This is a genomic window from Bacteroides sp. GD17 (assembly GCF_038448625.1).
Lineage (GTDB): Bacteria > Bacteroidota > Bacteroidia > Bacteroidales > Bacteroidaceae > Bacteroides.
The window spans coordinates 272,025-294,083 of the sequence record NZ_JBCEZS010000003.1 but is presented as its reverse complement, the minus strand read 5'-3'; the positions used below and the strand labels follow the sequence as shown (position 1 = coordinate 294,083).

Sequence of the window (22,059 nt, the reverse complement as noted above, 5' to 3'; positions counted from 1 at the left end):
TAGTTGGTAGTGATGCATTGTTGCGTCTTTTTTACGTTTATGCTACAGTAGCTATGAAATATAGTAATGAATGATATGTATTATTATTAAGGTAAGAGATACATTTGTTTCAATGGTGACATTTGTTTGAATAATATCTCTTATTTCTTTTTTTATTTCTATTTTTGCGACAATTTAGAATCAGAGTATGCCAAAAATAAAAATAGGGACAAGTATAGGGAGTAATTATGAGGGATATGAGCAATTAGTCTCACTGTACCATCAGATGAAAGAATATAGTAACACTACTATTGATTTGGATTTCTCGTCAAATCGTTGGTTTGAAGCCAATCTATGTGCCGTTTTGGGCTCTATTGGTTTGCTGATGGAAAAAAATAGAGTCAGAATAACTTATTCTAATATGTCTAATTCTTTAATAGATATATTAACAAGAAATGGGTTTATAGGCAGTAATTATTTAGACTTATCAGATAACCATAATGGAACGGTTGTAAGTTTTCAAAGATTTAAGCATAATCAAGACAGTGCTTTTAATGGTTATATAAAAAGAGAACTTCTTTCAAAATCAGATTTTCCTAAGCATAGTGTATTGCTTGGAAAAAGAATAACTGAGAGCATTTTTGAAATATTTGAAAATGCAAGGACTCATGGAAAATGTGAGTTTATTCATACCTGTGGGCAATATTATCCACGAAAAAGCCCTGCTCGATTGGATATAACAATTGTTGATGTAGGCCAAACTATTCATAAGAACGTTAATGATTTCCATTTCCCTTTGAAGGAATTTGATGCATGCATGGCTATAGATTGGGCTATAAAATATGGGAACACGACCAAAATAGGGAGGACCGGGGGATTAGGATTAAGTCTAATTCTTGAGTTTATAAAGTTAAACAATGGAGTAATGCAAATAATATCATCTAATGGATATTGGGAGTATCGTGGCAATCGAGTGCGTATGGGTACACTAAAGAACAATTTTCCAGGGACTATCGTTAATATTGAGTTCAATTTTGATGATAGTTGCTTTTATCAATTAAAAAGTGAGGTTAATTTGACTATGAATGATATATTTTAGTAATTTTGTGCCATGAATATGAAAGAGGGAAATGCCATATTAAAAGTTAATGAGTATACTGTATTGGATATTGCTGTATCTTCTGATGAAGGAGATAAGATCAATCAGCATATTCGTTTATTGTTGGAACGATACCAGAAAGTAACTATTGACTTTTCTGGTATAACTTTGTTAACTTCTGCTTTTTTAAATGCTGCTATTGGGCAGTTATATAATGATTTCAGTTCGGAAGAATTAGCATCCCGTTTATTTTTGTCTAATGTAAATAAGGAAGATTTGCCATTATTCAAGAAAGTAACGGATAGAGCAAAGGAGTATTTTAAAAACGAACAGGAATTCTCTAAGACTACAAAAGAAATTCTAGATGGGGAGTAATTGTACGGATATTAGAAATTACTCTCCTAAAAGGATGGATAATTTCTTTTTTGATAATAATATTTGGATATTTTTGTTTTGTCCAATAGGCAATCACGACAAGAGTAAACAGAAAATATATTCTTCTTTTTTGCAATCTGTTCGTCAAGCAAATGCTACTATATGGATAAATAGCCTGGTTATTTCTGAATTTGCGAATGTAAGCATTAAGCTGGATTATAATTTATGGAAGAAAAATGAAGTAAAGCAAACTTTGTTAGAAACGGATTTAGATTACAAACAAGCATACAGGAAAACCCAAAGATACCATGATACAGTTGAAAGTATTTGTGCTGCGATAAATCAAATATTAGCATTGTGTGAGAAATGTACTGATAATTTCAACGCTTTAAATATTCAATCTATTCTTTCTCATTTTATAGATATAGATTTTAACGATAGTTACTATATAGAGTTATGTAGACATTCTTCTTTTAAGTTTGTGACAGATGATAAAGATTTTATGAATATATCAAATGATAATATGGTTATATTGGGCAATCTTAAAAGATAATATCATTAATTATACATTTAGGGTTTACTTTCTCTTTAAGACGTAAAAACAACTTGTACTGACGAAATTTCTTAAGTATGGAATGGAGGCAACCGTTTTGTTCAGTCTTTGCGGTGATAATCCGAACTTGATTTTATAGTGTGGGTTTATAAAGTATAATTGCTGGTCTACAATTTGGTATCCTGTTTTTTGCGCAATGTTGTGGAACATTTCAATGGTGCATCTGGTATGTTTAATGTCTAATAGTTCTGTTATGGTCGCTTCTTTCTCACCGCATAGTCTTAGTATTTGTCTGTACAATGTGTAAGGTAGCAGGTGTATGAAAGGAAAGTGCGAAATGATTTTACTGTGTGCAATCTGCTGATGGCCCCCGAATGGCATTTGCCAGGCAGGAAATCCTACAAATATCACTCCGTCGGTAGATAAGTAATCTCTCATGCAGGCTAGGAAACGTGATTTATTCTCAATATGTTCTATCACGTCGTGTATGAGAATCAGAGGAAATTCTTTTCCGTCTTTTTCCAGCTGAAAGACATCAGAGGCTATGAAATGGCCTTTTTGACGTTTCTTCTTGAAGAATGCGCCTGCTTGCTGTATTCGTGAAGCGACAATGTCGATGCCGACAACGTGGCAACCGGATTCTGCGAAAGGAAGCAGGTTGCCTCCCTCTCCGCAACCTACTTCCAATACAGTGTTTGGTATATATCCGATGATCTTTTTTATATAAGGGATATAGTAATTCCTGCTTGTTTGTGCTTGCTCCTCAAAGTAGCGTTCACGGTTGGTATGACGTTTCTGCATTTTTACTCGTTTTTAGGTTATCTATAGTTATGATAATCATCCGGGCAAAAGACTGCATGGAAAATTAGGTTTTACCAAGAGAAACGGATTCCTATCGGCATGGTGAACGTAAACGGGTGTTCCTTCCGGATGGTACGCAATTCACTTCCATCGGGAATGTAGTAGTTGACAGTCGGTTCTATATAGATGCTGGTATGGGGACTAATATAATATTGTATACCTGCATTTGTATTGACCGACCATTGAATCGGAGGAGTCAAGGATTGCCGTTTAAGAAGGTTGGGTATACTGTCCGTCGTATGAGAAGTCTGGAGTGTTCCTTTTACGGGAATGTCTATTTGTATCCCTGCTGAAGCATAGCAGGAGAGGCGTTTGTAATTCCAGAAACGATAGGAAAGCCGCAAGGGAATACCGATGTAGTGCAACTTCTGAGTTTCCAGTATATGATATTCTTCACCGGTGCTGAATTCCGATTTGAGATAAGTATAGTTTAATCCGGTTTCCAGGCTCCATGGTCCGTTCAGCTTCTTGCTTAAGGAGAGTCCGGCAGTGATGGGGGCTTCATGATGCTGATGTTCTATGATTCTGCCACTATTACTTTCTGCCACTTGCATGAGACCCACAGAGTCGTTGCCTAATATTCCTTGTTGGTATCGGGTGTTCAGATAGGAATAATACTCTTCCCAAGTGCTGACTTGTTGAGGAAGATGCCCGGAGGAAGCATCGGTCTGCGGAGTGGCCATCAATTTGTATAGGCTTTGTGCAAGTTGCGGACCGAGTGAACCGGTCAGCATCAGTTTCCATTTGCTGCTTTTCTTATTTTGGAGAAGCTTCGTTTGTGGGAACGAATATGAGATCCCGTCTCTTTTAGTTCTATTCACGGTGATAAAAGGATTGGTAATGAACAGCTTGCTTGCATAATCTTGTGTTTCGGGAATAGTGAGGGGAAGAACATCTGGGAGTGGGGCTGTTCGGTTTATAGCTGTTATGTTCCGGCATTTTCCTTCATCGTAATGTGGCATTCGTCTGCTTTCAATAACGTTTCTTTCTTCCGGTCTTTTTTCTGTTTTAGGATATTGGGTGGCAGTTCCGGTAGAGCGTATTTCTTTGAATGCGATTGTTCTTTTTTCTTTATGCAGATATTCATACAGCATTGGGAAAAGGAGTAGCAGTACCAGAACTATTACTACCCGATAACCGGTTAACATCTTTCTGAGCAATGCTTTTGCCCGGAACAGTTGCGAGGAAGAGGAATGGGGAGCGATGCCCAGCAATTCTCCGATCTCTTTGTGCGAAAGTCCTTCCAGGACGGCCAGTTTGAACACTTTACGATAGCCTTCCGGAAGGTTGTCTACCATATCCAGCATTTGGTGGTATGAGACGAAATCCGGATAAAAAGGAGTCTCTGACGGTTCTTCTTCTTCGGAAATGTCGGTCAGGGGAATGTTAGTGACAATACTTGTTTGGTTGAGGTATCTCAAGGCTATGTTTTTCATGATTTTCTTCATCCAGCTTTCCAGCTTCTCGGGGTTGCGCAATGATCGGATTGAGGTGAAGATTATGATAAAACCATCATGAAGAAGATCTTGGGCAATTGTCGGTTCGGGAATGTAATGAAGACATATCTTCATCATTTTTTCCGAATAATTCATATAGAGCAGGTTCAGGCCCTGCTCATCTCCTTTTTGGCATAAATCAACAAGATCTTTTATGTTCATGTGTGTCATAATGTTATTTATCTAAGATGATAAATAATATGAATGACTGCATGCGTTTGTCTTTTTTAACTCTTTTCTTCATTTGCAAAGATATCATTTTCACTGATAATCAATAGCTCTGAAGTTTACTTTAGATTAAGTTCATTTCAAATGAGAGGAAATATAAGTACATGAGACAAGTATTTATATTTTTTCCTTATTCTTTATTGTTCCTTTTAAAGATAAAGTGTATATTTGTCACTTTAACTGGTTACTCGTAATCTGTAATGACCTTTGATCTGAACGAATTCAACCATTTTTTCATAGACTATCAGCAGCGCTTTGTACACTTTGCCGATACCTATGTACACGACGAAGCTGTTGCTGAAGACTTCGTCATCGAGTCCATGATGTATTACTGGGAGAACAAAGACCGTCTGCCTGCTGATACGAATATTCCCGCTTATGTACTGACCGCAATAAAACATCGTTGTATAGACCATCTGCGCCACCAACAGATACATCAAGATGTTTCTGACGAAATATCGCGTATCTATGCTTGGGAGTTATCGAGCCGCATTGTTACTTTGGAAGATTTTGAACCTAATGAGATCTTTACCAAAGAGATACAGGATATTGTAGACAAGACTTTGGAGAACTTGCCCGAACAGACCCGGCGCATCTTCATCATGAGTCGTTACGAGAATCAGCCTCATAAAGAAATAGCCAGTCTGTTGGCTATGACTACCAAAGGAGTGGAATTTCATATCTCCAAAGCTACCAAGGCATTACGCATTGCTCTGAAGGACTATTTGCCTGCTTCCATTCTTTTTTTCTATCTGAACTAAAAAAAACTTCTTTTTCACTAGGGAATGCTTTCTCCCGTTCGCTATTACTGTAGATACGCAAAACAAGAGTATTTATGGATAAAGATATATTATACCGCTTTTTCGAAGGTCGTGCCACTGTAGATGAGATGAAGTCGGTGAAAGAATGGGCTGAAGCTTCCGAAGAGAATAATAAACTCTTCCGGCGGGAGCGTAAGCTGTTCAATGCGATGATTCTTGTAAGACATTCGAAAAAGTCTGATATGCCGGTGAAGGAGATTAAGAAAAAGAACTATTTCGTTCGGGAATTCCTGAAGATAGCTTCTGTTGTAATAATAACGGTAGGGATAACGGCTGCTTTGTTTTCAATAGGCGAAGGTAAAGATAATATAAATATAGCAATGCAGACCATTACCGTTCCGGCAGGTCAGCGTGTGAACCTCGATTTACCCGATGGTTCGAACGTTTGGTTGAATGCCGGAACCAAAATGCAATATCCTGTTTCGTTTATGAAAGGTAAACGGGAAGTAATATTGGACGGAGAAGCTTACTTTGAAGTGGCGCATAACGAAAAATGCCCGTTTGTAGTCCATACTGCTATGCTGGATGTGGAAGTATTAGGAACGAAGTTTAATGTCGAAGCCTATTCTAATCGGAAAATATTTGAGACCTCCTTGCTACAAGGTAAGGTTAGAGTGAAATCCCCCGATAATGGAAAAGAATTTGTGACCTTACTTCCTGATTATAAGACTACCTTGCAGAACGGTAAGTTGGTAGTGAGCAAGATTGATGATTACAATGTCTATCGTTGGAAAGAAGGACTGTATTGTTTCAAAAACAAACCCTTTGCTGAAATCATGCGAGACTTGGAGAAATGCTACGACCTTAAAATCCAACTGGATAAGCAGAGTATAGCCAAGGTGGTGTTGACCGGAAAGTTCCGTATATCCGACGGTCTGGATTACGCTCTGCGTGTTTTGCAGAACGATGTGGCTTTCACTTATCGGCGAGATAAAGAAGATGACGTCATTTATATAAAGTAACCCTGGTACTAACCCTTTAATACAGAGCAAAGCCTATGCAGTGATACTTATGAAAAACAAAAAGCCGACAGATGTTTGCCCCATCTATCGGCCTTGGACTAACACAATTTCTTAAATAAATCGTATTAATAACTTATTTGCAAAGATATGAAAAACATTCCTTTGCCGGATATTTATTGCCTTAAAAATCCGGACGTAAAACAATTATTTAGAATCATGCGAATATCTATATTCTTATTATTCTTCTGTGCATTCAGCCTTTGGGCGGAAAATAGTCATTCCCAAAATGCCCGGGTGACTATCAATCGGAACAATGTTCAACTGGAATCTATTTTAAATGAGATCGAATCTCAAACTGACTATCTGTTTATATACAAGGAAGATGTAGATGTGAAAATTCATAAAAGCATCCGCGTTAACAGCAAACCGGTGGCAGAAGTGTTGAATAACTTACTGGCAGGTTCTTCCATCCACTATAAGATGGAGGGAAACCATATCATCCTTACTCGCAATGAAGCGTTGGGCGCCCAGCAACAGCAAAGTATAACCGGTATTGTGACCGATGCGTCGGGCGACCCACTGATAGGTGTTACTGTAATGATAAAAGGGGCTGCCCAAGGTGCGGTAACGGATATTGAAGGTAAATTCTCTTTATCTGCTAATGTGGGTGATGTACTTCAATTCAGCTATATTGGATATATTCCACAAGAAATAAAGTTAACCGATGCCAAATTATTGCGCGTTGTGTTGATGGAAGATGTCAAGTCATTGGATGAAGTGGTAGTAGTGGCTTATGGAACACAAACCAAACGAGCAGTGACGGGAGCTATGGAAACATTGGATTTTGATAAACTCGCTGATGTTCCGGTTGCTCAATTTACCCAAAAGATGCAGGGACAGATTGCAGGTGTACAAGTAAGCCAAGGTACGGGAGTGCCAGGACAAGGTATAAATGTCCGTATTCGTGGAGCGGCATCACTGTCTACAGGTTCAAATCCTCTCTATGTTGTAGATGGTTTTCCTATTGTGGGTGATATTAATGATATCAATCCCAATGAAATAGAGTCAATGACAATACTTAAAGATGCGGCAGCAACTTCTTTGTATGGTTCGCGTGCAGCTTTCGGCGTTGTACTTATTCAAACGAAGGGAGCAAAAGCAGGAAAGACGGACATCAGCCTCAACGCATACATGGGAGTGCAGAATGTACCTCAAAAGGGCAGACCCGATATGATGGATGGAACTGAATGGGCACAATTCAAAAAAGAGTGCTATGAAGATCTGGGACAAAGCGTTCCGTCGGCTTTCCAGACTCCTTCACAATATGGTAAGGGACATGATTGGTATGACGCCATGCTACGTAGTGCTATAATCCAGGATTATAATGTATCTGTCAGTACGGGAAAAGATAAATTCACCAGTTCTTTCGTTCTAGGTTATTTCAATCAAGACGGTGTGTTGCTAAATTCTGATTATCAACGTATTTCGGCAAGAGCAAACTCTACTTATCAGATTCTCCCGAATATGAAACTCGCCTTTAATCTGGCACCAACTTATAGCTTTGAGAACAGGCCGTCATCAGACGGAGCATTCTTCAGTGGTGGCGGTTTGCTTGCCAATGCTACTTTGACTCCTCCTATTCTTTCCTATAAAGATGAAGACGGAACCTATCCTGTGGCGGTAACAACTCCCGGTATTACAGCCTTTGAAACTCCGAATTGGGTGCGTTCTATTCAGGATATTGTCAATAAGCGTGAGGCTAAAAGACTGCTTGCAAATGCGAGCCTGCAATATGAACCTCTTAAAGGTTTAGTACTGAAAACCAGCCTGAATGGAGATATGGGCTCTAATTATCAGCACAATTTTCAACCTTCTACAGCAGGAAGAGGGTTTGCTGCTGCACCAAGTGCCATTGCTGCCAACTTGTACGAAGCCAACAACCGATACTGGTCCTGGCTATCCGAAACAACAGCCAATTACTCGAAAGAAATAGGTGACCACACATTTGAAGTATTGTTAGGATATACGACACAGAGATTTCGTAGCGATTATAGTGCATTTAGCGGATCTAATTTCTCGGATGACAGAATACAGACTATTGATGCAGCATTGGTGAAGAACAATCCGACAATGGATATTCAGGAATGGAGCATGATTTCTTATCTGAGCCGTGTTAATTACAGTTATAAAGGCCGCTATCTGATTGGAGCGAGTATTCGTAGGGACGGTTCATCCCGTTTTGGTAGTAACAACAAGTGGGGTAATTTTCCGTCGGTATCTCTGGGATGGATTGTAAGCGATGAGGCTTTTATGAGCAAACTTAAGAGTGTGTCCTTACTGAAGTTACGCGGAAGCTATGGAACAATAGGAAATAACAATATAGGAAACTATACACATTATAATACGGTAAGTGGCAATACAAATGCTGTGTTTGGCAGCACCACTGCAAGTGGAAGTGCGGTTACAGCTCTTGGAAATGACGATTTAGGATGGGAAAAAACTCGTCAGTTGGATTTTGGCGTAGATCTTGGCTTATTCAACAATCGCATTACTTTTACTTACGATTATTATAACAAAATAACGTCAAATATGCTCTATTCGTTACCTATACCTCAAGAATCAGGTTTCTCTACTTTGATAGGGAATGTTGGCAAACTAAAGTTCTGGGGGCATGAGTTCAGCATTAATTCCCATAATATTGTAGGTACTTTCAATTGGAACACGAGTTTTAACATCTCCTTCAGTGATAACCGTGTATTGGCATTGAGTGATTTGAGTGACCAATTAGTAGCTTATTCAGGTATTGTGAGTACTATTTCCCGTGTAGGAGGTCGGATAGGACAATTCTATGGAATGGTGCAGGAGGGTGTCTATGTAAACCAGGCGGATTATGATCAATCTCCCAAAGCTGTGGACTCACAGGTGGGAACTATTAAATTCCGTGATGTCAACGGTGATAAGCAGATTACTTATGGAGATGATGAAAGTGGTGATAAGGCGGAAATAGGTAATCCACTTCCTAAGTTCGCTTTTGGTTTGACAAATAGCTTTGCTTACAAGAACTTCGATTTGACTATTGTTGCTACGGGGACTTATGGAAATAAGATTGCAGCTGCGGTAGAACAAGGTATGGCCAATCTTGACGGTCCTTTCAATGTAATGAAAGAGGTAAAGGACCGGTGGCGCTCACCCGAAAATCCCGGGGCCGGACTGTATGGTAAAACCACAGGAGGTACTTCGCGCGAAAGAGATATTTTCCATTCTCGTTTTGTGTACGATGGTAGTAATCTGACCATTAAAAATATTACATTAGGATATACTTTACCATCCAATATTATCAAGTTTGTCAGCAAACTACGAATATACGCCAGTGTGCAGCAGGCATTTGTATTCAGTAAATACAAATATGGTAATCCTGAGGTCGGGGTAGATTTTGATGGAAACTCACCGGGAGCATTGTTGCAAGGTATAGATTATTCTACTTATCCGGTGCCGAGAACATTCACATTCGGTTTGAACGTAAACTTCTAAATTATAAAATAGAATACCATTATGAAAAACAATAAATATATGCTGGCGATGCTATTGTCATCGTGTATATTGACTGGATGTCAGAGTGATTTCCTGAATCTGCCATCCGAGACTTCCTTGAGTACGGCAGTCTATTACAAATCACAGAGTGACTTTGAACAGGCAATCAATGGCGCTTATGCTCCGTTACGCGATTTGTATAACGGTACCTATGGCGCTTGGGCGATGGGGGAAATGCGCAGCGACAACACTACCTATAAATATAACCCCAATGACCGGGGTACAATAGAGGCTGAATTCGTAAAGAACTTCTTGGATGATGCAACCAATGGCGTACCACGTTCCAAATATGTGATTGATTATCGTATTATTTCACGGGTGAATCATCTGTTGGAGCCAATAGATGATGTCAATTTTGACCAGCAGGTAAAGGATAACATAAAGGGACAAGCTTATTTCCTTCGGGCATTGGCCTATTTTGACCTTGTACAATATTTCGGTAGCGTACCTATGCACTTGAAACCGGCAAAGACACAAGCTGACACTTCACAACCATTGGCAAGTGTGGAAGATGTGTATAAACAAATTTTAGCAGATGCCGGACAAGCAGCTTCCTTGCTACCTCCTAAGAGTGAGCAGGAACTTGGAAGGGCTACGCGGGGAGCAGCAAAAACGCTTATAGGCAATGTATATATCGTACTGAAACAATGGGCAGAGGCGGAACAAGTACTGAAAGAGGTTACAGGTTATGAACTGATGTCCCGTTATGCTGATGTTTTTGAACTAGCCAATAAAAATGGTTCAGAGTCTATTTTTGAAGTACAATTCAAGGATGGTAATGAAGGGTTGCATAGTTCGTTTTTCTACACTTTCTTAGTGCAGCCTATCACAGCCGAGGAGACTGAAACTATCACAGGTATTCCTGAAGTGGCACGTACGGTGGAGGGTTACAACATACCTACACCTGATATTCTGGAAGCTTATGAACCGGGAGATGCACGTAAGGACGCCTCCATAGGTATGCTGACTGCTTACGATACACCTTATCCTTATATTAAGAAATATTGCCATTCTCATACTCAGAGTGGAAAAACCGGTGATAATTGGCCGGTTTACCGTTATGCCGAGGTGTTGCTCTTTATTGCTGAAGCCCTGAACGAGCAGGGTAAGACGGATGAGGCTTTAGAATACTTGAATAAAGTAAGGGCAAGAGCTCTACTGCCTGTAAGTAGTGCTTCGGGGCAGGCCGAAGTACGAGAAGCCATTATAAATGAGCGCCGTGTGGAGCTGGCTTTTGAGAATAAACGTTGGCTCGACTTGGTACGTACCGGAAAAGCAGAACAAGTGATGAAAGCCTATGGTGAGAGGGTAAAGGCCAATCCTATGTCTTACTATTTTCCCGAAGGATTTTCGGTAGCCCCAACTGCATTTACAGATATCCGCCTACTATTTCCGTTGCCTGCATCAGAGGCTGCGCTTAGTCCTTATTTTTAGTGGATTCTCGTAGAATTTAAATCAGTGGAACGGCATTATACTATTCTAAAACTAGTTGATATTGCCGTTCCGTAAAATATTTGCTCGTAAACTTGTTTAAAATAAACTATCATATATATGAAGATTTACAAACTTCTCATTCTGTTCTTTACAGTATGTATGACATGTCAGGCTAGGTTACAATCTGGTAATGTTTCTTTTTCTGTCAGGAGATTGCAGACGGAATATGCTGTAACTCCTTTGGGAATTGATACTGAACTTCCCCGATTCAGTTGGCAAATGGAAGCTCCTTATTTCGAACGGGGACAATGGCAGGCAGCTTATCAAATCACCGTTTCAGATGAGGAAGGGAAACTTGTGTGGAACAGTGAAAAGACAAAAGGAGGAAACTCTTTGAATATTGAGTATGCTGGTATACCTTTGCAACCTTCTACTCGTTATTGGTGGACTGTAAATGTCTGGAATCAGAAAGGTGAACAAGCGTCAGAAAGTTCTTGGTTTGAAACGGGCTTAATGAGTCGCGACCACGCCTATCAAGGATGGGATGGTGCGAAATGGATTGGTGGTGGGGATAAGGATATGACCTTATATTCACATTATCTTCCAGTTTTCAGATTAGACTTTTCCCTCAGGTTAGATAAAGTTTCGAATAGTACCCGTGCAAGTTTTATATATGGGGCTAATGATACTCGTTTAATGGATAGGAACAAGAATTTATATCATCTGGAGAATAAGAAAAATGAGTCTTACATCAAGGTTGAATTGGACATTGCTCCGTTAGCTTCGGATAAGGAAGCAATACTGAATATTTATAGAGTAGGTTATCACCCGGATGATAAGTCGGATACTCCTTATGTGAGCTTTCCTATTCCGCAGAACTTGATTGACAAAGATAATAAGTATGCTTGTCACGTGGTTAAGCTCAGTTCTGAGTTAGGCTTTACGAAATTCTATATTGATAATTCTAAAAAGGAAGTAGGTTCGGTTAATTTGAATCCATTGGGACAGGGAGGTGATTTCATTGCTTTTCCGGTAGTAGGGGACATTGGTTTTTTTGTTCCTGCTAAACAAGGGGCTTTTTTTTCAAAAGTGAACATAGTCAATTATAGAACCCCTTCGAATGTGGTATCAACAGTGAAAGATGGGGAATATCGTGTAGTAAGTGGTACTAACGACTTTTGGGAGATTTTTACTCCAAAAGGAAATTCCTCTCCTATGCTTAGAACAGTTTTTGCTTCTCCGGATATGGAAATAGCTAAGGCACGTTTATATGTTACTGCCCGTGGTATCTATGAGATATATCTCAATGGACGGCGGGTAGGAAACGATTATTTTAATCCCGGAGTGACTCAGTATAATAAAACACATTTATATCAAACATTTGATGTTACGGACTATATACATTCAGGTCAAAATGCCATCGGAGCTTTTTTGGCAGAAGGCTGGTGGAGTGGTGGCGCAACTTTTACAGGAGATAATTGGAACTTTTTTGGTGATCGTCAGTCATTATTAGCTAAATTAGTTATCACCTATAAGAATGGACAAGAAAAGGTTATTGTTACTGATCCTTCTACCTGGCAGTATTTTAGCAATGGTCCTATTCTTTACGGTAGTTTCTTCCAAGGGGAAGTATATGATGCCTTGAAAGATGCGGAAATAGAGGGATGGAGTACTGCTTCATATACTGCAACCAATTGGAAACCGGCAACAGAAGTTGTTTTGGAAGGAAATGTTAGTACAGCGGGAAATCCGAATATGCCTTGGGTAAATGATTATTCTGATTATAAACTTATGGGACAGTTTGGACAGACAGTCCAGGCTGTTAATGAGTTGACGGCACTTTCTGTAGAAGAAGTTCGTCCGGGAGTATATGTTTACGATATGGGGCAAAACATGGTAGGCGTACCTAAAGTCAAGCTGTCGGGAATAAAACCCGGTACAAGGATTTATCTGCGTTTTGCTGAAGTGAAATATCCTGATTTACCAGAATATGCAGCTAATGTAGGAATGATAATGCTTGAGAATATTCGTGCGGCTATGGCGCAAGATATTTACATTGCTAGAGGAGGAGAAGAAATAATCTTTCCCCGCTTTACGTATCACGGTTATCGTTTTATAGAAATTACAGGTATTGATACTCCTATACCGATAGAAGCGGTGAAAGGGGTGGTACTTAGTTCTATTCATAAGCTCGCCTCACATTACGAAACTTCTAATGCGATGGTGAATAAATTGTGGGAAAACATCACATGGTCTTCTTTCGGGAACTTCTTGTCTATACCTACTGACTGCCCCCAACGTAACGAACGTTTGGGATGGGCTGGGGATATTTCTGTATTTTCTCGTACGGCAACTTATTTGGCAGATGTTCCTCAATTTTTGAGAAGATATCTTCAGGCTATGCGTGATGTGCAGCGTAATGACGGATGTTTCCCCGATATAGCTCCTTTGGGTGGCGGATTTGGTGGCTTGCTATGGGGAAGTGCTGGAATAACAGTACCTTGGGAATGTTATCAGCAGTATGGAGATAAAGTCTTACTGAATGAACATTATGATGCTATGAAGCAATATATTTCCCATATTCTTGATAAGATGATTGATCAGGAAACTGGTTTACTTGTCCAAAACAGAGCATGGGGTGACTTGGGTGACTGGTTAGGATTGGAGGATGAGAAGAATGACAGGTCACTTTTGTGGGAGGCATATTTCATCTACGATTTGGAACTAATGCACAAAATGGCTGTTGCTTTAGGAAAGGGAAGTGATGCCGAATGGTTCAGAAAGTTGCATGATGAAAGAAAAGCATTCTTCAACAAGATTTATATCCGTCCCAGTGATAGCAAGACTGTTTTTTCTTCTTTTATTCCCGATAAACAAGGAACTTTGATTGATATTCAGACCTCTTATGTACTTCCACTTGTGTTTGATATTATTAATAATGAGCAGAAAAGTAAAGTCATAAAGAATCTGATAGAGACAGTAACGAGGAAGAATACGACCGACCGTGGTAAGTTGTGTCCAACCTATTCGTTAATGACAGGTTTTATTGGCACAGCATGGATAAGTAAGGCGCTGTCAGATAATGGATATTCCGATATAGCCTATCATTTGCTGCAACAAACAAGCTATCCTTCATGGTTATATTCTGTAGACCAGGGTGCAACTACTATTTGGGAGCGATTGAATTCTTATACACATGTCGATGGATTCGGAGGAAATAACCGTATGAATTCTTTTAATCATTATTCTTTTGGTGCGGTGGGAAGTTGGATGTATAATTACTCTCTTGGCATACAACGTGATGAGGCTTCACCTGGTTTTAAGCATTTTATCTTGAAGCCGGAAATAGATTTGACGGGAAAAATGAAATATGCAAAAGGGTATTATGACTCCATGTATGGACGTATCGGGAGTGGCTGGAAGGTGGAAAATGAAATAGCCTATTATACTTTCAATATTCCGGGTAATACTTCTGCTTTAGTTTGTCTACCGGCTTCGTCTGTAAAAGATATTAAGGAGAGTGGGAAAGACATTCATAAAAAGCATGAAGGGATTAAATTCATAAGTGAGGATAATGGCACTGTGACATTTGAATTATTGTCCGGTAACTATTTCTTCGAAGTGAAAAGATAAGGAAACGGATATAGGAGGCATGTCGGTACTATGAACTTGCCTCCTTCCCCGCGCACTCCGGACAAATCCCCTTCAACACATAATTGATACTATTCAGCGTAAACCCTTGCGGCAGCTTTACCACCGGCGTAGGGATATTGGTGAAACAGAACGTCTTGTTGCACTTCTCGCAGTGGAAGTGGGTATGCAGGTCGTTCACTTCGCAGGAACAACTGTTGCTACATACGGCATACTTGAACGAGCCGGTTCCGTCATCAATGCTATGTATCAGGTGGTGGGAAAGAAATAAAGTAATGGTACGGAAGATGGTGGACTTGTCTACCGTGTCCAGCATATTCTCCAAGTCCAGCAGAGATACAGACCGGTTGGCCTGCATCATGGCTTGTAACACTAATATACGTATGGCTGTGGGTTGTATCTCCCTCTTAGCCAACAGGTCTAAATATTTCTTCTCGTCCATTTCTTATTCCTATTTTATCAGTTTCTGTATGCGTATAGCGTTTACTATCGCAATGAGGGCAACACCTACGTCGGCAAAGACGGCTTCCCATAAAGTGGCCAGTCCGCCGGCACCCAGGACTAATACAAGCAGTTTTACTCCGAATGCCAGCGATATGTTCTGCCAGACAATCCGGCGCGTCTGTCGGCCTGCGCGGATGGCGGTGGCTACTTTGGACGGTTGGTCGGTCTGTATCACGACATCTGCGGTTTCGATGGCGGCGTCGCTGCCCAGCCCGCCCATGGCGATGCCTACGTGGCTGAGGGCAAGAACCGGGGCGTCATTGATGCCGTCGCCAACAAAAGCGATCTGATTGCCGGCATCCCGGCGCAGTTCTTCTATGTGCTTCACCTTGCCGTCGGGCAGCAAATCGCCGTAAGCTTGCGTTATACCCAACTTCTTTGCAAAGTTAGTGACAATGGCTTGTTTATCTCCCGACAGTATCTGAATATTTGTGATATTTAAAGCTTTCAATTCTTCAACCGCCCTGCCGGCATCCTCTTTCAGCGTATCTGATAGTAACAAATAACCGGCATATTCTGTTCCGATGGCGCAGACAACAATCGTATCGGGAATGGATAACAACTCCTTCGGATATTCCACCCGGAACTTGCTCAGCAGACGCGTATTGCCCACCAGGATGCGTGTTCCGTCGATAGAGGTTTCCAGCCCATGACCGGCTATCTCCGTGACTTCCGCCGTAGGAACCGGTGCTATGTTCCGCTGCCCGGCATAGTTTACTATCGCTTTGGCTATGGGATGGGTACTGTTCCGCTCTACCGAGGCAGCCAGCTGCACCAGCTTCTCTTCGGATATGCCCGGCTGCGTCTTGCACGATTGCACTTCGAATGTCCCTTGGGTCAGTGTCCCCGTCTTGTCGAATACCACTGTATTGATTCTGGTAATGGCATCCAGATAGTTCCCTCCTTTGAACAAGACGCCCAAGCGGGATGCCGCACCGATGCCTCCGAAGTACCCCAGCGGAATGCTCACCACCAGCGCACACGGGCAAGAGATAACCAGGAATACCAGCGCCCTGTATAGCCAATCATTGAAAGTAAATGCAAACTGCCCATCTATCAATGAATAAAGGAAAGGAAGCAGCACAATCAGCACTGCCAATCCTGTGACAATCGGCGTATAGATGCGTGCAAACTTGCGGATGAACAACTCTGCCGGAGCTTTCCGCTCGGAGGCATTCTGCACTAATTCCAGGATTCGCGACAAGGCGCTCTTCTCAAAAGGCCTGCTCACTTCCACCCGCACCACCTTGTCTGTCGCAATCATTCCGGCCAGCACTTCTTCTCCTTTCCTGATGTTGCGGGGTACGCTTTCGCCTGTCAATGCCGAAGTGTTGAATGCCGCAACTTCGCCCTGCATGATGCCGTCCAGCGGAACCCGTTCTCCGGTTTTCACTTCGATCGTCTCGCCCACCTGCACCTTTTGCGGAGCTTCTACAATCGCTTCTTTGCCTCTGATAACCGTTGCCGTTTCGGGCCTGACGTCCAGCAAGGCACTGATGTTGCGTTTCGCTTTATCCACTGCTTTCTCCTGGAAGAGCTCTCCCAAGGAATAGAAAAGCATGACGGCCACCCCTTCCGGATATTCGCCGATGTAGAAGGCACCCAGCGTAGCTATGGACATCAGGGTGAACTCACTGAAAATGTCCTTTTGCGTAATACTTTCCCAGGCTTCCTTCATCACCGGCACGCCAACCGGCAGATAAGCCAGCAGATACCACCCCAAGGCTACATATTGCTCCCGGAAGAAAGCAACGTCCATGGCATGCATGCCTATTCCGCCGAAAAGCAGAACGGCCGACAGTATAATCCTCCAGTAATCTTTCAACGGATTACCGGCCTCTCTTGATCTATTTTCCGTCTGTGCACAGTCGTGAGCACAGCACTTGCAAGTATGATGTCCCATATTCTCTTTTATTTTGATGCAAAGGTAGCACATAAGGAATGCAACTAAGTTGCAAAGGCAAAGCAGGGCCTTAAATATTTCTTTCTTCTGAAAGAGTGCCTTGAGGCGTACTGATGGCAGAAGCCCTGCAGGTATCGGAGTATTGATCCGATGCTTGCAGGGCTTCTGCCATTCCGGGGGAGTATGTTTTGCTTTATGCTTAGTCTTTGACGATGTCGCCGCTGGTATCTTCCGGGTCGCCCATATTGCCCAGATCTACATTTGTCAGGCTCCAGTCTCCGATGGTGGCGGTGGCTGTGAGGCCTTGCTGGCGGTCCAGGGTGAGGACGACGAGGAGGTGTTCGCCGGGGAGGAGGTACTTCAGGGTGCCGGGGCCGGTGCTATTGCCGGTGTTAGTACCGGTGTTGGGATCGAAGTCGTTTCGGCGTCCGTCGTTCTCCGGCAGGGTGGTGAGGGCGATGGAGGAGAGGGGGATGCTGTAGGTGCCGGCGGGGAGGGCGGAGCCGCCGTCGCGCAGGGTGACGGTGAGGATGTGCGTTTTCTTCGCGGTGGCGTCGGTGGCAGGCAGGTAGGGGGCTACGCAGAGGGGTTGCTGGGAGCTGCCGGTGGTGCTGCCGGTGTACCCGGGTGCGGCCTTGGGGTAGGTGTGCCCGGTGGCGATGGCGTCGATGGAGAAGGGCGAGTCGTTGATGTCTTCACCGGTGTAGGTATCGCCTGCGGAGAGGCGGGTGTAGGTACGACTGGTCTCTGTGTGCGTGGGGTTGGGGGCAATGAGTGCGTTCCAAAGGCCGGTGGGGATGGTGCCGGGCTCTGAGGAGGCGTTGGCAGGGTTAGTGAAATAGGATTGGCTGCTGCGGTTGCTGGTGTAGGCTATCTCCAGGTCGTCCGGACCGGGGAGGTTGCCATCGGCATCGGGGGTATTGGCCCAGGTGTAGAAGGTGGCATGGGTGGGGGATGCGTTGCTGCGTGATGCGCTGCTACGGGATGCGCTGCTACGCGCGTCGATGCTACGGATGAGGATGCCAGGGAACATCGGCTGGCCATTGATGGAGATGATGTTGTCGGTGCCGGAGTAGGTGGCGTAGCTGTGGATGCTGACTGTGTTGATGTCGGCAGCGGGGATGGGCTGGCGGTCTTTGTCCTGCAGGAGGAGGGAGACTTTGGCGGTGGTGTGGTGCAGGGTGTACTGGTAGGTGAGGCCTGCTTCTTGGGAGGCACGCTGGGTGATGGCGTAGAGGTTGTCGTAGCCATAATTGGTGGCTGTGACGAGGCCCAGGCGGCTGCGGTCGTGGGAGAAGTCTTTCATGTAGAGTTGGGGGAGGGAGGCGGGTTGGCCTTCTTCGTTGATGTATTGCCAGGCGGGGGCGCCGAGGGTGGCGTCGGTGGAGGCTTGCAGATAGTAGTAGCTGCCGGTGGGGTAGTAGCTTCCGCCGGAGGAGAAGTCGCCGGCTTTGGTGACGCCGGGCAGGTACATGGTGAGGGCGCCATTGCCGCGGTCGAAGCGGGTGCTTGCGGTGATTTCTCCGATGGCGGGGATGGCGGCGAGGTCGGCGGCGGTGGAGGTACTGCTGGCGCTACGGGTGCTGAGGCTGTTTCCGATGCGGGTGCGGGTGTTGCTGTTGCTTCCGGTGCCGGTCATTCCTTGCAGGGTGAGGCTGAAGGAGACGGGGGTGTTGGGATTATCCTCGGAGGTGTTTCCGGGGTTGATGTTGTCTTGGTCCGTGCAGGCGGCGAGGGCGAGCAGGAGGACGGGGAGGAGATATTTGTATGATTTCATATTGCTTGGCTTTTGATATTATTACTGTTGGGGATTATTGTTATAGGCCGAAGGGGGGAACGCCCCGAGGGGTTACTGGTCAATGGGGACCAGCAGCAATGGGGCGATGGGATAACTTTTACCCGCTGTGGCTGCGGCTTGTGCGTCGGCATTGTCGTACTCCGGGTTTTCGGCGAAGCGGTAGGGGCAGAACTTATAGGCTTGGCTTCCGGTGCTGCCGGCGTTCCAGTCGTGGAGGGCTTTGTTCAGCGTGCCATCGCCACTTAATTGGTAGTCGCCGCAGGCCAGGCGCCACTTCTCTTTGAGGGTGGCGATACCAGGGGTACCGATGGTGGTGATGTCGGTGATGGTGTTGGAGCTGGAGCTGAAGCCGGTGCCGATGCCTTTGTCCGGTTGGCCGTTGATACTTTGCCAGAAGCAGGTGGTGATGGTGGAGGAGGAGGTGTATCCCACTACTCCGCCGATGTTGCTGCTCATGCTCGTGCCTTTTACGCTTCCCGTGTTGATGCAGGCGGTGATGGTGGAGGAGGGGGTGTATCCCACTACTCCGCCGACGGCGCTGCCTGTGCCCTCTACGTTTCCCGTGTTAGTGCAGGCGGTGATGATGGCGTAGGGGGTGCATCCCACTACTCCGCCGACGGCGCTGCCTGTGCCCTCTACGTTTCCCGTGTTAGTGCAGGCGGTGATGATGGCGTAGGGGGTGCCTCCCACTACTCCGCCGACGGCGCTGCCTGTGCCCTCTACGTTTCCCGTGTTAGTGCAGGCGGTGATGATGGCGTAGGGGGTGCATCCCACTACTCCGCCGACGGCACTGCCTGTGCCTGTGCTCTCTACGCTTCCCGTGTTGGTGCAGGCGATGATGGTGGAGAAGTTGTGACTGATTCCCGTTACTCCGCCGACATTATCCCTGCCCTCTACGCTTCCCTCGTTGCGGCAGTTGCGGAGGATGCCATTAGCATTGTTTCCCACGATGCCGCCGGTGTTGTCTCTTCCTGTCACTATGCCCTCCACCGTCAGGTTCTTTACCGTGGCGGGGGTGATGTCGCTGTTGCTGCCGATGCGTCCGAAGAAGCCCTGCTCGTCCGCATCCGGCCGATTGATGACGAGCCCGAAGACGGTGTGCCCGCCGCCGTCGAAGGTGCCGGTGTAGGGGGCTCTAATATTAGTGCTGTAGTTTCCCAGTGGCGTCCAGTTGCTGCCGTTCGTGGGGTCTGCAGGCTTGGGTAGGTAGATGTCCGCCATCAGGCGGCCGCAGGCGGCGAGGTTGGCATCGTCGCCGGTGCCATCTCCCACACTTCCGTCCGCAGCCGTCCCCATTACAATATGTGCAAACTTCATCAGTCCTTTCTCATTATAAATAGCGTAGATGGGCTGTCCGTTGTCGTCTGTTCCGATTATGCGTATGTCGCTGTTGCTGATTCCTATGCTGGTGTTGTTTTCGTCCATATCTGCAATCTCAATCTCCTCTACCGTGGCGTCGGTGGGACCGAGGGTGACGCTGAGGGTGGTGATGGTGCCGGCGGAAAGCGTCAGCGGAGTGGCGCCGCTGGGGAGGGTGACGGTGTAGTTTTTGCCCAGGTGGGTGACTTCGAAGAGGGGGGTGCCGCCGGGTATGCCGACGGGGTTGCTGTCGCTATATCGGAGTGTTCCGTTAGGGTAAACGTCGGCGAGGACGAAGCTGCGGGCGTCGCTGAGGTAGGTGGGGGAGCGGCGGAGGATAGGGGCGGTGGCGATGTTGTCGGCGTCCTGAGCGGGGGTGGTGTAGTACTCGTGGTCGAGGGGAAGGGCGGTGGCGTCGGGTGCCCAGGCGGTTTCAGTGTCGGGTTTGGGGTCGAAGGCATCGGCTTCATCGGTGGTGAAGATATGGGTGGGCAATAGGGCATGCCAAAGAGCATTCTCATAGGTCTGCAGGGCATCGAAAGTTGCTTCGTCAGCTGCAGCATGTGCCAGGAGTGTGGGGTCGTCGTTGGTGGCGTCCTTCAGGTCGGGGTTAGTGGCGCGGAGGGCGGCGAGGGTGCCGTCGGTGATGATGCGTCCGTTGATGTCCTTCAGGCGGAGGCGGAGTTGGGCGGCGGCGGGGCGGAGGGCGAGGGTAAAGTGGGCGGTGCCTGTGCCATCAGGGGCGGTGGTGGTACCGTCGGTGGTGATGGTGGTGGTGCCGTCGAAGTAGGCCAACATGGGGAGTTGGTCGTCGTGGCGGAGGAGGCGTGCCAAGGCGCGGATGCGGTAGCGGCCGGGGGCGGAGACGGCAGGGGCGGTGGCCGAGGTGAGGGTCCAGGTGCCGTCGGTGCTGTTGCCGTCGGGACTGGCGGCGGGGGCGGTATAGGTGTATGTGGCCTCTTGCTGGCGGTAGGCTGTGCCGTCGGCGCTGAGGAGGCGGATTTGCAGGGTCATGGCGTCGTAGGGGACAATGTTGCTGCGGGTGCTTCCGGCGTCGTTGGTGGCGTCGAGGGCGACGATGGGGGTGGTGAGGCGGAGGTTTCCGCCGTCGGGGTCGGGGTCGAGGATGGTGCTGTTGGGGCCGACGGGGTTGGGGTCGGGGGGCAGCAGTTGGTCGTTCTCGTTCTGGCAGGCGGCCAGCAGGACGAGGAGGGCAGCGAGCAGGCCGAAGGCGGCGTGCAGGCTGTGAGCGGCGCGCAGGCTGCAGGTGTAGGCGATTGTTTTCTTGTTCATTGTTACAGTTCTTTTAGTTATATGTTTCATTTTTTCTTTTGTTCATTCTTTCTTCGTTGTTTATCTCTTGCTTCCGGAAACGGATTTCGCCCCGCTCCGCCTCACTCCTTCGGTGTTGTGAAGGGTGATGGCGGGGCGGGGCGAAAACTATT

General features: G+C 45.4%; 14 protein-coding genes. 8 read left to right on the top strand and 6 right to left on the bottom strand.

Annotation, left to right across the window (positions count from 1 at the left end; all coding sequences use genetic code 11):
- Positions 1 to 187: 187 nt before the first annotated feature.
- The 3 genes from AAE250_RS06745 to AAE250_RS06735 are packed head-to-tail and all read left to right on the top strand — an operon-like array spanning position 188 to position 2,006.
- Positions 188 to 1,078, top strand: coding sequence for a hypothetical protein (locus tag AAE250_RS06745; RefSeq protein ID WP_294598573.1), 891 nt, complete (start codon positions 188 to 190; stop codon positions 1,076 to 1,078).
- Positions 1,079 to 1,090: 12 nt separating this feature from the next.
- Complete coding sequence (locus AAE250_RS06740; protein WP_294598571.1) at positions 1,091 to 1,453, top strand: STAS-like domain-containing protein; 363 nt, start codon at positions 1,091 to 1,093, stop codon at positions 1,451 to 1,453.
- Positions 1,454 to 1,487: 34 nt separating this feature from the next.
- On the top strand, positions 1,488 to 2,006 hold the full coding sequence (locus AAE250_RS06735; protein WP_294598568.1) for a PIN domain-containing protein: 519 nt from the start codon (positions 1,488 to 1,490) through the stop codon (positions 2,004 to 2,006).
- A 24-nt stretch (positions 2,007 to 2,030) separates the two neighbouring features.
- On the opposite strand, the gene AAE250_RS06730 is transcribed toward AAE250_RS06735, so the two are convergent.
- Positions 2,031 to 2,807 (bottom strand): class I SAM-dependent methyltransferase, encoded by a 777-nt coding sequence (locus AAE250_RS06730; protein ID WP_294598566.1) that lies wholly within the window; start codon positions 2,805 to 2,807, stop codon positions 2,031 to 2,033.
- Between the two features lie 71 nt (positions 2,808 to 2,878).
- The gene (locus AAE250_RS06725; RefSeq protein ID WP_294598564.1) at positions 2,879 to 4,525 is read right to left on the bottom strand and encodes a sigma-70 family RNA polymerase sigma factor; all 1,647 of its coding nucleotides are present in this window, start codon (positions 4,523 to 4,525) and stop codon (positions 2,879 to 2,881) included.
- Positions 4,526 to 4,791: 266 nt separating this feature from the next.
- Here AAE250_RS06725 and AAE250_RS06720 point away from each other — a divergent pair, with 266 nt between their 5' ends.
- The 5 genes from AAE250_RS06720 to AAE250_RS06700 all read left to right on the top strand — a co-directional run bounded on the left by AAE250_RS06720 (position 4,792) and on the right by AAE250_RS06700 (position 15,032).
- Complete coding sequence (locus AAE250_RS06720) at positions 4,792 to 5,352, top strand: RNA polymerase sigma-70 factor (protein ID WP_294598562.1); 561 nt, start codon at positions 4,792 to 4,794, stop codon at positions 5,350 to 5,352.
- Positions 5,353 to 5,426: 74 nt separating this feature from the next.
- On the top strand, positions 5,427 to 6,374 hold the full coding sequence (locus tag AAE250_RS06715; protein ID WP_294598559.1) for a FecR family protein: 948 nt from the start codon (positions 5,427 to 5,429) through the stop codon (positions 6,372 to 6,374).
- Positions 6,375 to 6,521: 147 nt separating this feature from the next.
- Positions 6,522 to 9,905: a TonB-dependent receptor gene (locus tag AAE250_RS06710; protein WP_446715732.1), complete on the top strand. Its 3,384-nt coding sequence runs from the start codon at positions 6,522 to 6,524 to the stop codon at positions 9,903 to 9,905.
- Between the two features lie 21 nt (positions 9,906 to 9,926).
- On the top strand, positions 9,927 to 11,399 hold the full coding sequence (locus AAE250_RS06705) for a RagB/SusD family nutrient uptake outer membrane protein (RefSeq protein ID WP_294598553.1): 1,473 nt from the start codon (positions 9,927 to 9,929) through the stop codon (positions 11,397 to 11,399).
- Between the two features lie 117 nt (positions 11,400 to 11,516).
- On the top strand, positions 11,517 to 15,032 hold the full coding sequence (locus AAE250_RS06700; RefSeq protein ID WP_294598551.1) for an alpha-L-rhamnosidase: 3,516 nt from the start codon (positions 11,517 to 11,519) through the stop codon (positions 15,030 to 15,032).
- A 28-nt stretch (positions 15,033 to 15,060) separates the two neighbouring features.
- On the opposite strand, the gene AAE250_RS06695 is transcribed toward AAE250_RS06700, so the two are convergent.
- From AAE250_RS06695 to AAE250_RS06680, 4 genes are all read right to left on the bottom strand, one after another.
- Positions 15,061 to 15,492, bottom strand: a complete 432-nt coding sequence (locus tag AAE250_RS06695) for a Fur family transcriptional regulator (protein ID WP_294598549.1) — start codon at positions 15,490 to 15,492, stop codon at positions 15,061 to 15,063.
- 9 nt (positions 15,493 to 15,501) lie between these two features.
- Positions 15,502 to 17,457, bottom strand: coding sequence for a heavy metal translocating P-type ATPase (locus tag AAE250_RS06690; RefSeq protein WP_294598547.1), 1,956 nt, complete (start codon positions 17,455 to 17,457; stop codon positions 15,502 to 15,504).
- 199 nt (positions 17,458 to 17,656) lie between these two features.
- A complete protein-coding gene (locus AAE250_RS06685) occupies positions 17,657 to 19,234 on the bottom strand; it encodes a hypothetical protein (protein WP_294598546.1) in 1,578 nt (525 codons plus the stop codon).
- A gap of 72 nt (positions 19,235 to 19,306) precedes the next feature.
- Positions 19,307 to 21,907 carry a hypothetical protein gene (locus tag AAE250_RS06680; RefSeq protein WP_342288793.1) on the bottom strand — a complete coding sequence of 867 codons (2,601 nt, stop codon included), beginning with the start codon at positions 21,905 to 21,907 and terminating at the stop codon, positions 19,307 to 19,309.
- Positions 21,908 to 22,059: the final 152 nt, after the last annotated feature.

Bases quoted from the DNA above. Each gene is read 5' to 3' on its own strand.
- AAE250_RS06695 (WP_294598549.1), bottom strand. From the start codon at position 15,492: ATGGACGAGAAGAAATATTTAGACCTGTTGGCTAAGAGGGAGATACAA.
- AAE250_RS06705 (WP_294598553.1), top strand. From the start codon at position 9,927: ATGAAAAACAATAAATATATGCTGGCGATGCTATTGTCATCGTGTATA.
- AAE250_RS06710 (WP_446715732.1), top strand. From the start codon at position 6,522: ATGAAAAACATTCCTTTGCCGGATATTTATTGCCTTAAAAATCCGGAC.
- AAE250_RS06720 (WP_294598562.1), top strand. From the start codon at position 4,792: ATGACCTTTGATCTGAACGAATTCAACCATTTTTTCATAGACTATCAG.
- AAE250_RS06700 (WP_294598551.1), top strand. From the start codon at position 11,517: ATGAAGATTTACAAACTTCTCATTCTGTTCTTTACAGTATGTATGACA.
- AAE250_RS06680 (WP_342288793.1), bottom strand. From the start codon at position 21,907: ATGAACAAGAAAACAATCGCCTACACCTGCAGCCTGCGCGCCGCTCAC.
- AAE250_RS06745 (WP_294598573.1), top strand. From the start codon at position 188: ATGCCAAAAATAAAAATAGGGACAAGTATAGGGAGTAATTATGAGGGA.
- AAE250_RS06725 (WP_294598564.1), bottom strand. From the start codon at position 4,525: ATGAACATAAAAGATCTTGTTGATTTATGCCAAAAAGGAGATGAGCAG.
- AAE250_RS06730 (WP_294598566.1), bottom strand. From the start codon at position 2,807: ATGCAGAAACGTCATACCAACCGTGAACGCTACTTTGAGGAGCAAGCA.
- AAE250_RS06690 (WP_294598547.1), bottom strand. From the start codon at position 17,457: ATGGGACATCATACTTGCAAGTGCTGTGCTCACGACTGTGCACAGACG.
- AAE250_RS06740 (WP_294598571.1), top strand. From the start codon at position 1,091: ATGAATATGAAAGAGGGAAATGCCATATTAAAAGTTAATGAGTATACT.
- AAE250_RS06735 (WP_294598568.1), top strand. From the start codon at position 1,488: ATGGATAATTTCTTTTTTGATAATAATATTTGGATATTTTTGTTTTGT.
- AAE250_RS06715 (WP_294598559.1), top strand. From the start codon at position 5,427: ATGGATAAAGATATATTATACCGCTTTTTCGAAGGTCGTGCCACTGTA.
- AAE250_RS06685 (WP_294598546.1), bottom strand. From the start codon at position 19,234: ATGAAATCATACAAATATCTCCTCCCCGTCCTCCTGCTCGCCCTCGCC.